The organism is Microbacterium sp. NPDC057407 (genome assembly GCF_042803895.1).
Classification (GTDB): domain Bacteria; phylum Actinomycetota; class Actinomycetes; order Actinomycetales; family Microbacteriaceae; genus Microbacterium.
Map to the genome: position 1 here is coordinate 660,034 of NZ_JBHVCA010000002.1, position 13,286 is coordinate 673,319.

13 protein-coding genes and 1 tRNA gene are annotated in these 13,286 nt (G+C 69.6%); 4 read left to right on the forward strand and 10 right to left on the reverse strand.

Going from position 1 to position 13,286, the window contains the following annotated elements; genetic code table 11:
* The first annotated feature begins 74 nt into the window (after positions 1 to 74).
* Complete coding sequence (gene rsmD, locus ACFUTX_RS08035; RefSeq protein WP_378862427.1) at positions 75 to 680, forward strand: 16S rRNA (guanine(966)-N(2))-methyltransferase RsmD; 606 nt, start codon at positions 75 to 77, stop codon at positions 678 to 680.
* On the opposite strand, the gene thiL is transcribed toward rsmD, so the two are convergent.
* The gene (gene thiL, locus ACFUTX_RS08040) at positions 650 to 1,645 is read right to left on the reverse strand and encodes a thiamine-phosphate kinase (protein ID WP_378862430.1); all 996 of its coding nucleotides are present in this window, start codon (positions 1,643 to 1,645) and stop codon (positions 650 to 652) included. The genes rsmD and thiL overlap by 31 nt on opposite strands.
* A gap of 54 nt (positions 1,646 to 1,699) precedes the next feature.
* On the opposite strand from thiL, the gene ACFUTX_RS08045 reads away from it, so the two are divergent.
* On the forward strand, positions 1,700 to 2,170 hold the full coding sequence (locus tag ACFUTX_RS08045; protein ID WP_378862433.1) for a DUF3515 family protein: 471 nt from the start codon (positions 1,700 to 1,702) through the stop codon (positions 2,168 to 2,170).
* A gap of 2 nt (positions 2,171 to 2,172) precedes the next feature.
* On the opposite strand, the gene ACFUTX_RS08050 is transcribed toward ACFUTX_RS08045, so the two are convergent.
* From ACFUTX_RS08050 to ACFUTX_RS08085, 8 genes are all read right to left on the reverse strand, one after another.
* Positions 2,173 to 3,261 (reverse strand): D-alanine--D-alanine ligase family protein, encoded by a 1,089-nt coding sequence (locus ACFUTX_RS08050; RefSeq protein ID WP_378862435.1) that lies wholly within the window; start codon positions 3,259 to 3,261, stop codon positions 2,173 to 2,175.
* Positions 3,161 to 4,297, reverse strand: coding sequence for an NAD(P)H-dependent glycerol-3-phosphate dehydrogenase (locus ACFUTX_RS08055; protein WP_378862438.1), 1,137 nt, complete (start codon positions 4,295 to 4,297; stop codon positions 3,161 to 3,163). Before ACFUTX_RS08055 ends, ACFUTX_RS08050 begins: the two co-directional genes overlap by 101 nt.
* Complete coding sequence (locus ACFUTX_RS08060) at positions 4,287 to 5,051, reverse strand: lysophospholipid acyltransferase family protein (RefSeq protein WP_378862441.1); 765 nt, start codon at positions 5,049 to 5,051, stop codon at positions 4,287 to 4,289. Before ACFUTX_RS08060 ends, ACFUTX_RS08055 begins: the two co-directional genes overlap by 11 nt.
* A gap of 3 nt (positions 5,052 to 5,054) precedes the next feature.
* Complete coding sequence (gene murA, locus ACFUTX_RS08065; RefSeq protein WP_378862444.1) at positions 5,055 to 6,422, reverse strand: UDP-N-acetylglucosamine 1-carboxyvinyltransferase; 1,368 nt, start codon at positions 6,420 to 6,422, stop codon at positions 5,055 to 5,057.
* A 75-nt stretch (positions 6,423 to 6,497) separates the two neighbouring features.
* Positions 6,498 to 7,094: a 3-isopropylmalate dehydratase small subunit gene (gene leuD, locus ACFUTX_RS08070; RefSeq protein WP_378862447.1), complete on the reverse strand. Its 597-nt coding sequence runs from the start codon at positions 7,092 to 7,094 to the stop codon at positions 6,498 to 6,500.
* 1 nt (position 7,095) lies between these two features.
* On the reverse strand, positions 7,096 to 8,571 hold the full coding sequence (gene leuC / locus ACFUTX_RS08075) for a 3-isopropylmalate dehydratase large subunit (protein WP_378862450.1): 1,476 nt from the start codon (positions 8,569 to 8,571) through the stop codon (positions 7,096 to 7,098).
* Positions 8,572 to 8,739: 168 nt separating this feature from the next.
* The gene (locus ACFUTX_RS08080; protein WP_378862453.1) at positions 8,740 to 9,819 is read right to left on the reverse strand and encodes a fatty acid desaturase family protein; all 1,080 of its coding nucleotides are present in this window, start codon (positions 9,817 to 9,819) and stop codon (positions 8,740 to 8,742) included.
* A gap of 107 nt (positions 9,820 to 9,926) precedes the next feature.
* Positions 9,927 to 11,051: a TerC family protein gene (locus ACFUTX_RS08085; RefSeq protein WP_378862456.1), complete on the reverse strand. Its 1,125-nt coding sequence runs from the start codon at positions 11,049 to 11,051 to the stop codon at positions 9,927 to 9,929.
* 280 nt (positions 11,052 to 11,331) lie between these two features.
* Here ACFUTX_RS08085 and ACFUTX_RS08090 point away from each other — a divergent pair, with 280 nt between their 5' ends.
* Together ACFUTX_RS08090 and ACFUTX_RS08095 are read left to right on the forward strand one after the other, a co-directional pair.
* The gene (locus tag ACFUTX_RS08090; RefSeq protein WP_378862458.1) at positions 11,332 to 11,889 is read left to right on the forward strand and encodes an RNA polymerase sigma factor; all 558 of its coding nucleotides are present in this window, start codon (positions 11,332 to 11,334) and stop codon (positions 11,887 to 11,889) included.
* Positions 11,886 to 13,052 (forward strand): DUF4349 domain-containing protein, encoded by a 1,167-nt coding sequence (locus tag ACFUTX_RS08095; protein ID WP_378862461.1) that lies wholly within the window; start codon positions 11,886 to 11,888, stop codon positions 13,050 to 13,052. Before ACFUTX_RS08090 ends, ACFUTX_RS08095 begins: the two co-directional genes overlap by 4 nt.
* Before the next feature lie 54 nt (positions 13,053 to 13,106).
* Here ACFUTX_RS08095 and ACFUTX_RS08100 read toward each other — a convergent pair.
* Positions 13,107 to 13,179, reverse strand: a tRNA-Glu gene (locus ACFUTX_RS08100).
* Between the last annotated feature and the right edge of the window lie 107 nt (positions 13,180 to 13,286).

Genomic DNA, 13,286 nt, shown 5'->3' on the forward strand with positions numbered 1-13,286 from the left:
AAGAGTCTAGGTACCGCCGCCGACCCGGGCGTGCGGCACGAGTCGGCGGCCGACACCCGGGCTATCGTGGGCGTGTGACCCGCATCATCGCCGGCCGCGCCGGATCGCTCACGCTCGAGGTGCCCGACGCCGGCACCAGGCCGACGAGCGACCGGGTGCGCGAATCGCTCTTCGGGGCGCTCGAGTCGGCCGACGCCCTGCGGGGCGCCGCGGTGCTCGATCTGTACGCGGGCTCGGGCGCGCTCGGCCTCGAGGCGATCAGCCGCGGCGCCCGCCGCGCCGACCTGGTCGAGAAAGCTCCTCGCGCGGCATCCGTCGTCCAGCGGAACGCGGCACGCGTGTCGAAGGCCATCGGACGCGACGCCGCCATCGACGTCCACCGCGCTTCGACGGCGAGTTTCCTGCAGACCAGGCGAGGCCCCTTCGACCTCGTCTTCATCGACCCGCCGTACGGTCTGGGCGACGACGAGCTGACGGCCGCACTCCGACTGCTGATGCCGTCGCTCGCCGATGACGCCACCGTCGTCGTTGAGCGGGCGTCGCGGTCGGCCGCGCCCGTCGTGCCCGAGGGCCTGACGGCGGATCGATCCAAGCGCTACGGCGACACGACGTTGTGGTGGTACACCGCAACGTCGGGTTCGGCCGAGGGTCAGCCGGATCCCGAGTCCCAGTCGCGGTAGGGATCCCAGCCAGAGCGGCCGTCGAAGGGCGCTCCGTCGACGAGCACGGCGTGATCGCCCGCGGCCCGCACTTCGCCGATGGGCCGGAACCCCGGCGCGAGCGCCACCGTCGACGGGAACGTCGCCAGGAGGGCGTGGTCCTCCCCGCCGGTCAGCGCTGACCGCGGATCGTCGCCGAGGGTGCGCGAGTCCAGGGCGAGGCACACGCCGGATGCTGCGGCCATCCGCGTCGCGTCGAGGACGAGGCCGTCCGAGACGTCCATCATCGCCGTCGCGCCCGCCTCGGCGGCGGCGATGCCGAGGGACAGCGGAGGCGAGGGCCGGAGCTGCGCCTCGAGCTCCGACCGCTCGTCCACGGCGAGCTGCGCGAGATCGACGGGGGTGGGGGCGCCGGATGCGTCGGTGAAGCGCTGGAACAGGGTCGTCAGTCCTCGACCCGCCGCCCCCAGTGCGCCCGCGACCGCCACGACATCACCCGGGCGCGCACCGGAACGGAGCACCGGAGCCCGCCCGTCGAGCGATCCCAGGGCGGTCACCGCGACGGTGAGCGTGTCGGAGACGGTCAGGTCGCCGCCTTCCACCGCGCACCCCGGCGCGAGCTCGTCGCACGCGGCACGCAAGCCGTCTGCCAGGCTCTCGACGAACGAGATGCGGGTCGAGTCCGGCATCGCGAGGGCGACGAGCAGCGCGACGGGTCGGGCGCCCATCGCCGCCACATCGGCGAGGTTCACGGCCGCGGCCTTCCACCCGAGGTCGAAGGGGCTCGACCAGGCGAGCCGGAAGTCCGGACCATGCACCAGCGTATCGACGGTCGCGACCACGCGCCGATCCGCCGTCGTGATCACGGCGGCGTCGTCGCCGGGCCCGACCGGTGAGCCGGACGGCCCGAGGCGATCGAGGATGCGACGGAGGATCTCGCCCTCGGACAGCTCGCCGACGGGAGTGTCGGGGTGGGGATCGCTCACGGGACCACGCTACCGTCGGCGGAACCGCACGCCGACGCGGGTTAGCCTGGAACGGTGCCCCGCTCCCGCCTCGCCGTCGTCGCGCTCCTCGCCGGGCTGATCACCGTGACCGGCTGCAGCAGCACCGTCTCGATGGAGCCCGCGCCCGACGCCGACGACCCGGCATGCGCGCAGGTGACGGCCGTGCTGCCGGGGACGCTCGCCGGCGAACCGCGCCGGTGGACGGACGCGCAGGCGACCGGCGCGTGGGGCGATCCCGCCGCCGTCCTCCTCACATGCGGAGTCGAGCCGCTCGGTCCGACGACGCTCCCGTGCCGCACCGTCAACGGCGTCGACTGGGTCATCGACGAGTCCGAGGCACCGCGGTACCGTGTCACGAGCTTCGGGCGAGTGCCGGCCGTCGAGGTCTACCTCGACAACGACGTCGTCTCGAGCGCCGACGTCCTCGACGGCCTGTCCGCGATCGTGTCGCGGCTTCCGACGGACGGTGCCGGCTGTCTCGCCCGCGAGGACGCCGCCGGCTGACGTCAGGCCACTCGCTCCAGGGCGGTGTCGATGAGCTCGGCGATCAGCTCGGGATACGTGAGCCCCGAGGCGATCCAGCACTTGGGGAACATCGAGATCGGCGTGAAGCCCGGCATCGTGTTGAGCTCGTTGACGTACAGCCCGTCAGCGGTGAGGAAGAAATCCACCCGCGCCAGGCCTCGCCCGCCCACCGCCTCGAAGGCCCGCACCCCGAGCTCCTGCACCGCCGCGATCTCAGCGTCCGACATGTCGGCCGGGCACACCACGTCCGCGCCGTCGCCGCCGAGGTACTTCCCCTCGAAGTCGTAGAACTCACGGGTGGTGAGGACGATCTCGCCCGGCAGCGAAGCGCGCGGTCCATCGGTGCGGCGTCCCTCGAGGATCGCCACTTCGACCTCGCGGCCCACGATCGCGGACTCGATGAGCACCTTGTCGTCCTCGGCGAAGGCCAGGTCCATCGCGCCCGCGAACTCGGAGGCGTCGTGGACCTTCGAGACGCCGACGCTCGACCCGGCACGGGCCGGCTTGACGAACATCGGCTCGCCCAGGGCCGCGGCATCCGCTCTCACACCCTCCGGATCGGATTCCCAGCGCCGTCGTGAGACGGTGACCCACGGCGCCACCGGCACTCCGGCGGCCTGCAGCACGATCTTCATGAAGTGCTTGTCCATGCACAGCGCCGAGTCGAGGACTCCACCGCCTGCGTACGGAATCTCGAGAGTGTCGAAGAAGCCCTGGATCGTCCCGTCCTCGCCGTGCACGCCGTGCAGGATCGGGAGCACGACGTCCAGGTCTCCGAGCTCGTCGATCTCGCCGTCGGCGCGCCGCACGCGGAGGGTGCGATCGCCGACCTCGGGCCAGAGTATGCGGCTGCCGTTGTCGATCACTTCAGGAAGCCGCTGCGCGTCGAGCGCGAACTTGCCGGGATCGTCGTCCTCGAGGACGAAGACGCCTTCGCGGGTGATGCCGACCGGGATCACCCGGTAGCGATCACGGTCGATCGCCCGCAGTACCCCGCCCGCCGTGGCGGAACTGATCGAGTGCTCGCTGGAGCGACCGCCAAAGAGCACCGCCACCGCCGGCCTGTCCATTCTGCGTCCTCTCGCCCTTCGGGGTGTCGTCGTCCGTCGTGAGATGCGGCGCGATGTCGCGCGGGTTCATCGTGCCGTCGAGCACCATCTTCACCTGCTCGACGATGGGCATGTCGACGCCCACCTCGCGCGCGAGCTGGAGGATCGGTGCGACCGAGGCCAGCCCCTCCGCCGTCTGGTTCATCTGCTTGACGACGTCGTCGAAGCGGTAGCCCTGGCCGAGCAGGCGCCCGGCGGTGTTGTTGCGGCTCAGCGGCGACTGGCACGTCGCGATGAGGTCTCCGAGACCCGCGAGGCCCTGCAGGGTCTCGGGGTGCGCGCCGAGTGCGACCGCGAAGTCCGTCATCTCGACGAGCCCGCGGGTGATGATCGACGCCTTGGTGTTCTCGCCGTACCCGACACCGTCGACGATCCCGATAGCCACCGCGATGAGGTTCTTGAGGACGCCGCCGAACTCCGTGCCGATGACATCGGTGTTGACGAAGGTGCGGAAGTAGGCGTTGCGCGCGCGACGGGCCACGGCGTCGGCGGTCTCCTGGCTCGTGGAGGAGATCACGGCGGCCGTGGGCTGCTCCCGCGCGATCTCGAGCGCGAGGTTGGGCCCCGAGGCGACGGCGATCCGCGCGGGGTCGCAGTGGAGCTCCTGCTCGATGACCTGGCTCATGCGCAGGCCGGTGCGGCGCTCGACCCCCTTCATGAGCGACACGATCGGCACCTCGGAGCGGGCCACCAGCGGGCGCACGGCCTTGAGGTTCTGCCGCACCGCCTGACTCGGGATCGACAGGTAGACCTGCTCGGCACCCTCCAGCGCCTCGGACAGGTGATGTGTCGCGTACATGTTCCGAGGCAGGTTGATGCCGGGGAGGTACTCGCTGTTGCGCTTGGCCTCCTGGATCTCGCTGGCCAGCTCGGCGCGGCGGGCCCACATCGTCACGTTCGCGCCGCCGTCGGCGAGGATCTTCCCGAACGTGGTGCCCCAGCTTCCCGCCCCCACGACGGCGACCCGCGGCCGCGAGGAATCCTGTCTACGGCTCAAGGCGACCCGTCTCCTTCTGCCCGTGGTCGGCCGGGTTCCACCGCGTCGCGGGAGCGGGCTCACCCCGCAGCTGCGAGAGGAGCTGGGAGATCTCGCCCATGACGGTGTCGGTGGCGGCGACGAGAGCGGCGGGTTGCCCCTCTTTGCCTTCGTACGCGGACAGATCGACGGCATCGCCCACGAGGACGGTGACGCGGCGTCGGAGCGGCCACAGCTTGAGCTTCCCGTACCGGGGAAGCACCTGCTGAGCGCCCCACTGGGCCATGGGGATCACGGGGATGCCTCCCGCCAGCGCCAACCGGACGGCACCCGTCTTGCCGCGCATCGGCCAGAGGTCGGGGTCGCGCGTGAGCGTTCCCTCGGGGTACACGATGACGCCGCGACCGAGACGCACGAGGGTCTCGGACGCCTCGAGCGTCGCGCGGGCGGCTGAGGCGGAGGACGACCGCGACACGGGCACCATGCCGGTGACCCGGAGCACCCAGCCCAGCACGGGAACGCGGAACAGGCTCTCCTTCGCCATGAATCGGGGGGCCCGGCCCATCCGCCACACGGCGACGGCCACCACGATCGGATCGATCTCGCTGGCGTGGTTCGGGGCGAGCACGTACGCACCCTCCCGGGGGAGCTTGTGCCCGTCACGCACCTCGACCTTGAAGATCAGGCCGGCCAGCGGCACGACGATGGCCGCCAGCGGCCAGAAGATGCTGGGGCGCGTCTTCTCGCTCGAAGCTCGCGGTCGCTGCGTCGCCACGGCCTATCCGATGACGTCGAAGTCGGCGCCGAGCGTGTCGAGCTTGGTCAGGAACTTCTCGTAGCCGCGGCGGATGATGCCGACGTTGCGCACGATCGATTCGCCTTCGGCCGCGAGCGCGGCGATCACGTAGCTGTAGCCGCCGCGGAGGTCGGGAACGACAACGTCCGCGCCGTGCAGCGGAGTCGGTCCGTTGATCACGGCCGCCTGCTCGAGCTCACGGCGAGGGACCCGCCGGTTCGGCGCGTCGATCCCATGCGGGTGAACCACGATGTCGGCGCCCATCTGATTGAGCGCGTGTGTGAATCCGAGTCGGTTCTCATACACCGTCTCGTGGACCGTCGACTCCCCCTCGGCCTGCGTCAGGGCGACGATGAGCGGCTGCTGCCAGTCCGTCATGAAGCCCGGGTGGACGTCGGTCTCGACGACGACGGGCTTGAGCGCTCCCCCGCGTCGGAACTGGATGCCGTCCTCGCGGACGTCGAACCAGCCTCCCGCCTTGCGGAACACGTTGAGGAACGTCAGCATCTCCTGCTGCTTCGCCCCGCCGACGAAGATGTCGCCGTCGGTGGCGAGGGCCGCGCACGCCCACGACGCCGCCTCGTTGCGGTCGAAGATCGCCCGGTGATCGTAGCCGCGAAGCTCGTCGACGCCCTCGATGAGGATGACCCGGTTGGGCTCGTACGAGATGATCGCGCCCATTTTCTGCAGCACCGCGATGAGATCCATGATCTCGGGCTCGATGGCGGCGTTGCGCAGCTCGGTCGTGCCCTTGGCCTTCACCGCCGTGAGCAGCACCTGCTCGGTCGCGCCCACGCTCGGGTACGGGAGGTGGATGTTCGCGCCGTGGAGACCGTCCGGCGCGGTGATCCGGATGCCTTCGTAGCTCTTGTCGACGATCGCGCCGAAGGCGCGCAGCGCATCCATGTGGAAGTTGATGGGCCGGTCGCCGATGCGGCAGCCGCCCAGGTCGGGGATCAGCGCCTCGCCGAGCAGGTGGAGGAGCGGTCCGCAGAAGAGGATCGGGATGCGGGATGCCCCGGCGTGCGCATCGATCTCTTCGAAGTGAGCCGACACCGCGCCGCTCGGGTCGAGGTGGATCGTGCCCTCCTCGTCGCCGTCCTGCACGCGCACGCCGTGCACCTCGAGCAGCGAGCGCACCACCTGAACGTCGCTGATGTCGGGGACATCGCGCAGTGTGCTCGTCGTCTCTCCCAGCAGCGCGGCGACCATCGCCTTGGTGACGAGGTTCTTCGCACCCTTGACCTCGACGCGCCCCGTGAGCGGGCGTCCGCCGCGGATCGCGAGGACCTCGCCGGCGGCTTCGTCGGCCGCACGGGCAGGGGGCGTAACGCTGAGAGCGGACTTCATCCGGTGGACCTCACTTGTGTCTTCGAGGGTGGCGTTGATGGGACCGGGCTCCCTGGTGGGGAGCGCGATCCTGGCTTACGGAATCGGAAGCGTCCGCGGCCGCCACGCCTCGCGGCGAGCCTCGAACTGCGCGATCTTGTCTTCGTTGCGCAGCGTCAGCCCGATGTCGTCGAGCCCTTCGAGAAGCCGCCACCTAGTGTAATCGTCGATGTCGAAAGCGACGGTCCGATCGCCGATCGTCGCGCGTCGCGCCTCGAGGTCGACGGTCATCCGGATGCCGGGATCCGCCTCGATGTCGGCCCACACGGCTTCGAGGTCGGCGTCGGAGATCACCCCGGTGAGCAGGCCCTGCTTGCCCGCGTTCCCGCGGAAGATGTCGGCGAACTTGGGGCTGAGCACGACCTGGAACCCGAAGTCGCGAAGCGCCCAGACGGCGTGCTCGCGACTGGACCCGGTGCCGAAATCCGGACCCGCGACGAGGATGCTGGCACCGGCATACACCGGCTGATTCAGCACGAAGTCGGGATCTTGACGCCAATTGGCGAACAGCGCGTCGTCGAATCCCGTCTTCGTGACGCGCTTCAGATAGACCGCCGGAATGATCTGGTCGGTGTCGACCGCCGAGCGCTTCAGCGGCGCGGCGATGCCCGTGTGAGTGGTGAACTTCTCCATGTCAGGCCTCCGCCCCTGCGCTCATGGCCTCGGACGCGACCGGGTCGAGGTCGCTCGGGCTCGACAGCGTCCCGCGCACGGCGGTCGCCGCAGCGACGAGCGGCGAGACCAGGTGCGTGCGACCGCCCTTGCCCTGCCGGCCTTCGAAGTTGCGGTTGCTGGTCGAGGCGCACCGCTCCCCCGGCGCGAGCTGATCCGGATTCATGCCCAGACACATCGAGCACCCGGCGAACCGCCATTCGGCCCCGAACTCGGTGAAGATCTTGTCGAGCCCTTCCGCCTCCGCCTCGAGGCGGACGCGGGCGGACCCGGGGACCACCATGACGCGGACGTTCTCTGCCTTTTGTCGTCCCTTGATCACCGATGCGAACGCGCGGAGGTCTTCGATGCGGCTGTTCGTGCACGAGCCCATGAAGACCGCGTCGACCGCGACATCCTTCAGAGGCGTGCCGGGCGCGAGGTCCATGTACTCCAGGGCACGCTCGGCCGCCGCGCGCTCGTTGGGGTCGGCGAAGTCGGCCGGCGTCGGGACGACGTCGGACAGCGAGACGCCCTGCCCGGGGTTCGTTCCCCAGGTCACGAAGGGCTCGAGCTCGTTCGCGTCGAGGTACACCTCGGCGTCGTAGACAGCGCCTTCGTCGCTGGGGAGGGTGCGCCAGTACGCGACGGCGTCATCCCAGTCCTTGCCGGTCGGGGCGTGATCGCGTCCCTTCACGTATTCGAAGGTCGTCTCGTCCGGAGCGACCATGCCCGCGCGGGCGCCGGCTTCGATCGACATGTTGCAGATCGTCATGCGGCCCTCCATGGAGAGGGACCGGATGGCGCTGCCGCGGAACTCGAGGACGTACCCCTGCCCGCCGTTCGCGCCGATCTTGGCGATGATGGCCAGGACGATGTCTTTCGCGGTGACGCCAGGCTTCAGATCGCCCTCCACGGTGATCGCCATGGTCTTGAACGGCTTCAGCGGGAGCGTCTGCGTGGCCAGCACGTGCTCGACCTCGCTCGTGCCGATGCCGAACGCCATCGCACCGAACGCGCCGTGGGTCGAGGTGTGGCTGTCGCCGCACACGACCGTGATCCCCGGCATGGTGAGGCCGAGCTGCGGGCCGACGACGTGCACGATCCCCTGCTCCTTGTCGCCCAGGGAGTGCAGTCGCACGCCGAATTCGGCCGCATTGCGCCGCAGCGTCTCGATCTGGGTGCGACTGGTGAGATCGGCGATCGGCTTGTCGATGTCGAGGGTGGGGGTGTTGTGGTCCTCGGTCGCGATGGTGAGATCCAGGCGACGCACCGGACGCCCTTCGGCGCGGAGGCCGTCGAAGGCCTGCGGGCTGGTCACCTCGTGCACGAGATGCAGATCGATGTAGATGAGGTCGGGCTGGCCGTCCTCGCCTTTGACCACCAGGTGGTCGTCCCACACTTTCTCGGCGAGGGTGCGCGGCCGGTCGGGGATGACGGATGCGTCGGGATTGCTCATTGCTCTGTTCTCCTCGGTGGGACTCTGCCCTGAGATGGGGCCCGCGACGAACTCCGCGACGAGTGAGGCCTGGGAACTAGGACTCGTCGCGGCCGCTAAGGAGAAGGCGAGCGTTACGCACGGGGCCAGATTACCACCGGCTTCGGCGAACCCGTCCCGCGGCGGCGCTCAGATGGCCCGGCGCTGCGCGATCAGGGGACAGTCGAAGGGGTCGCGCTCCCCCAGGCCGACTCGGTTGATGTGCCGCACGACGATGCCGTACGACTCCCAGAGCCCGGTGACCGTGTAGGAGATGCCCTTGGACCGGCAGTACGAAGAGACGATCGGAGCCGCGCGACGCAGATGCGGTCGCGGCATGGACGGAAACAGATGATGCTCGATCTGGTAGTTCAACCCGCCCATCGCCACGTCGAGCACGCGCGATCCGCGGATGTTGCGGCTCATGAGCACCTGACGGGTGAGGAAGTCCAGCCGCGCCTCGGCGGGGACGATCGGCATGCCCTTGTGATTCGGCGCAAAGGCCATGCCCATGTAGACGCCGAACAGGCCGAGCTGCACGGCGAGGAAGACGGCGGCGATGCCCGGAGACAGGACCACGAACACCAGCGTCACGTAGCCGACGAGGCGGATGGCGAGGAAGCCGATCTCGACCCAGCGCCGATCGACGTGCTCGCGTGCGAACACCCGGCGCACGCTCGAGGCGTGCAGCGACAGCCCCTCGAGCAGGAGGATCGGGAAGAAGAAGATGCCCTGGTGGGCGACCGTCCACCGCGCGAGCGCCGTGCGCTGCGCCGTGACCTGCGCGGGTGTGAAGGCGATCACGGGGAGCTCGATGTCGGGGTCGGAGCCGATCTTGTTCGGGTTGGCGTGGTGGCGGGTGTGCTTGTGACGCCACCAGCCGTAGCTCATGCCCACCAGCAGGTCGCCCAGGACGAGGCTGACCCAGTCGTTCCATCTGCCCGACACGAAGATCTGGCGGTGAGCAGCGTCATGGCCGAGCATGGCGATCTGCGTGAAGAGGACCGCGAGACCCGCGGCGGTGAACAGCTGCCACCAGGTATCGCCGATCGTCACGAAGATGAGGAGCGCCGCCGCGAGCGATGCCGGCATCACCAGGAGTTTCGTCCAGTAGTAGCCGTACCTTCGGCGGAGAAGCCCGGAATCGCGGACGACCGCCGACAGCTCGGTGAAGGCGCTCTCCGGGCGCGCGCCGCGCCGGGGTGTGGTTGCGAGGATCTCAGATGCCATCTCGACCTCCTCGGGTCGATGAAGGCGGCGGATGGGAATCGTCCGCTGTCCTGGATCGCACGCTACGCGCGCTTGCTGAGTCGCCTCACAGGTTGGCGGCGCTGCGATCAGCCCTCGTCGCGGCGCGGCGGGTCGACCGTGGGCGGCGTGCCCTTCTCATCAGCCACGACCGTCGCCGCTTCCGCAGCCGCCTCGGTCCCCGCCGGTGCATCGCCGGCGCCGACGGCGGCCGCGGCATCCGTCCCTCCGGCGCGGCGCTCGCGCGCCGACGCGATGAGGCTGGCGACGGTGGCCACCGACATGGCCACGACGATGACCGCGAGCGACATCCACGTCGAGATCTCGGGGGCCCACTCGATGTGCTCGCCGTTGTTGATGAACGGCAGTTCGTTCACGTGCATGGCGTGGAAGACGAGCTTGACGCCGATGAAGGCCAGGATGAACGCGATGCCGTAGTGCAGGTAGCGCAGACGGTCCAGGAGGTCCCCCAGCAGGAAGTACAGCTGGCGCAGACCCATGAGCGCGAAGATGTTGGCCGTGAAGACGATGAACGGACTCTGCGTGATCCCGAAGATCGCGGGGATCGAGTCGATCGCGAAGAGCAGGTCGGTCACGCCGATCGCGGCGAAGACGATGATCATCGGCGTGAACATCTTCTTGCCGTCGACGACCGTGCGGATCTTCGCCCCGTCGTAGTGGTCGCTGATGTCGATCGTGCGGCGCAGCATCCGGACGATGAAGTTCTCCTGCTTGACCTCGGCGTCGTGGTCTCCGCCCGGGAACGCCTGCCTCCAGGCCGTCCACACCAGGAACGCGCCGAAGATGTAGAAGACCCAGCTCCACTGCTCGATGATCGCGGCGCCCAGCATGATGAAGATGCCGCGGAGGACCAGGGCGATGATGATGCCGACCATCAGCACCTCCTGCTGGTACCGGCGCGGCACGGCGAACTGGCTCATGATGAGCACGAACACGAACAGGTTGTCGATCGACAGGCTGTACTCGGTCAGCCACCCGGCCACGAACTGCCCCGCGTACTCGGGGCCGGCGATGATCCACATCACGCCGGCGAAGAGCAGCGCGAGCGTCACATAGAAGACCACCCACAGCGTCGACTCGCGCGTCGACGGGATGTGCGGCCGCTTGAGGATCAGGAGCAGATCGCCCAGCAGGATCAACGACAGCAGGACGAGCGATCCGATCTCGAACCAAAGGGGCAGTGCCAGGTCCATGCAGGGCCTTTCGAAGCGTGGTGGGGGTCGACGGACGTCGAAAGTCTCTCCCCGCGGTCTGCCGACCGCGTCGCGCACCCGGGACCGCAATGTCGGGATCCGTGATGACGGATGCGCGCTCTCGGGATACTCCCTCTCGCCCGACCAGGATACAGGCATGGTCGACCGGCCACGGCGGAGAGACGATCGAGCCTCGGCCGACACTGACACCGTGAGAGACAATGGAGCCCCGCGGCGCCGCATCCCCATCTGCGCCGCCGACGGGGCCTGAGGACGGGGAATGGCACACGACCTGGAGCGGGACGACGCCGCGCTGGTGGCGCAGGCGGCCGGCGGCAGCGAGCACGCCTTCCGCACGCTGTACCGCGCCTACGTGCGCCCGGTGTACTGGCTGGCGCACGGTCTGGTGGGGAACGCGGCCGACGCCGAGGACGTGACGCAGGAGACGTTCCTGGTCGCCTGGCGCAAGCTGCCGTCGCTGGAGCTGGCCGGGGAGTCGCTGCTCCCCTGGCTCGCCACGGTCTGCCGCTTCCAAGCGGCGAACCGCATCCGGAGGCTGAAGCGGGACCGCGAGAACACCTCGTCCGCGGCGGACGAGTCGCTGCCGTCGACGGTGGATGTCGAGGAGCAGGTCATCGGCAGCGCTCTGGCCGACCGCATCCTCCAGGAGGTCAGCGGCCTGAGTCCGCTCGACCGCGACATCTTCCGCCTCTGCGCCTCGGAGGGTTACGGCTATCAGGCCGCCGCCGATGAACTGGGCGTGGCGCATGGAGTCGTCCGCAACCGTCTCTCCCGCATCCGCACGCGTCTGCGGACCGTTGTGAAGGAGAGCACATGAGCACCCAGCATCCCACCGGCGCGCCCCCCGACCTGCCGGAGCTCAGCGCGCAGCGCATCGAGGAGATCGAGAAGGCGCTGTTCGCCGACATCTCGCGCGAGCGGGAGAGCCGCCGCGAGAGGCGCAGCCGGCGCGGGCGCCTGTGGCTGGCCGGCGGCGCGGCCGCTGCGATCGTCGCCGTCGCCGCGGTCATCGCGCCGTCCGTCGTCCCGCTGGTCTCCCCCGGTGCGGGCGGCGGTCAGTACGCCGTCGATCCGGGCGTCGAGCCGGGTGGTGCGCCCGACGCCCCGGCGGAGTCCGGTGGCGACATCGGCGATTCCGCGGAGAACGGGCCGAGCGACGGCGACGAGAGCAGCACGGGCGGCGGGCAGACGCTCACCGATACCGGCGAGAGCGGACGCGAGATCATCACGACCGCCTCGGCGACCGTCGTCGTCGACGACGTCGAGGCCGCCGCGCGCGCGATCGGTAACGCCGCTGTCGCCCGAGACGGGTACATCGAGGCGATGAGCATCGGCACCACGTCCGACATGCCGGTCGAGGGCGACGGGGGCGTCGGGTACGACATCGCGCCCTATCCGGTCCCGCCCGACGGCGCCTGGATCACCGTGCGGGTGCCGTCGGACGACCTGGCGGCACTCATCGACGAGCTCTCGGATGTCGGGGACGTGACCTCGTCGACCATCGATCGCCAGGACGTCACCGAGCAGACGGTCGACCTCCGCGCCCGGATCGACGCGGCCCAGGCATCCGTCGACCGGTTGACCGGACTTCTCGCCGAGGCGACCAGCGTCGCGGACCTCATCGCCGCGGAGTCGGCCCTCGCCGAGCGGCAGGCGCAGCTCGAGTCCTACCAGCAGCAGCTGAAGATGCTGGAAGGGCAGGTGGCGATGTCGTCGCTGGCTGTCTCTCTCCAGCCGCAGCCGGAGAACGTCGAGGCCGACCCCGCCGGATTCGCCGACGGCGTCCTCGCCGGCTGGAACGGTCTCGTCGCGACCCTCAACGGCATCGTGATCGCGCTCGGGTTCCTCCTGCCCTGGCTCGCGGTGGCGGGCGTGATCGCTCTCATCGTCTGGCTGGTCGTGCGCTCGGTCCGCCGCCGCGGCGCTCGCCCGGTGACGGATGCCGCGGCACCGCCCAGCCCGGAGGAGACCGACCTGTAACCGTCGTGAAAAGCAAGAAGCCCGGCCTGATGGACCGGGCTTCTTGCTGTGTTGTGACCCCAGCGGGATTCGAACCCGCGTTACCGCCGTGAGAGGGCGGCGTACTAGGCCGCTATACGATGGGGCCGTTTTCGCAACCGTTCGATTATGCCATGGCGTTCATCAACGCTCCAAATCGGCGCGGGTTCGGGCGGCGATGCTTGCCGGGGAGGGTCGCGGCGGGTTGACTCGGTC

Bases quoted from the DNA above. Each gene is read 5' to 3' on its own strand.
- ACFUTX_RS08050 (WP_378862435.1), bottom strand. From the start codon at position 3,261: ATGGACAGGCCGGCGGTGGCGGTGCTCTTTGGCGGTCGCTCCAGCGAG.
- murA (WP_378862444.1), bottom strand. From the start codon at position 6,422: ATGAAGTCCGCTCTCAGCGTTACGCCCCCTGCCCGTGCGGCCGACGAA.
- leuD (WP_378862447.1), bottom strand. From the start codon at position 7,094: ATGGAGAAGTTCACCACTCACACGGGCATCGCCGCGCCGCTGAAGCGC.
- leuC (WP_378862450.1), bottom strand. From the start codon at position 8,571: ATGAGCAATCCCGACGCATCCGTCATCCCCGACCGGCCGCGCACCCTC.
- ACFUTX_RS08080 (WP_378862453.1), bottom strand. From the start codon at position 9,819: ATGGCATCTGAGATCCTCGCAACCACACCCCGGCGCGGCGCGCGCCCG.
- ACFUTX_RS08085 (WP_378862456.1), bottom strand. From the start codon at position 11,051: ATGGACCTGGCACTGCCCCTTTGGTTCGAGATCGGATCGCTCGTCCTG.
- ACFUTX_RS08090 (WP_378862458.1), top strand. From the start codon at position 11,332: ATGGCACACGACCTGGAGCGGGACGACGCCGCGCTGGTGGCGCAGGCG.
- ACFUTX_RS08095 (WP_378862461.1), top strand. From the start codon at position 11,886: ATGAGCACCCAGCATCCCACCGGCGCGCCCCCCGACCTGCCGGAGCTC.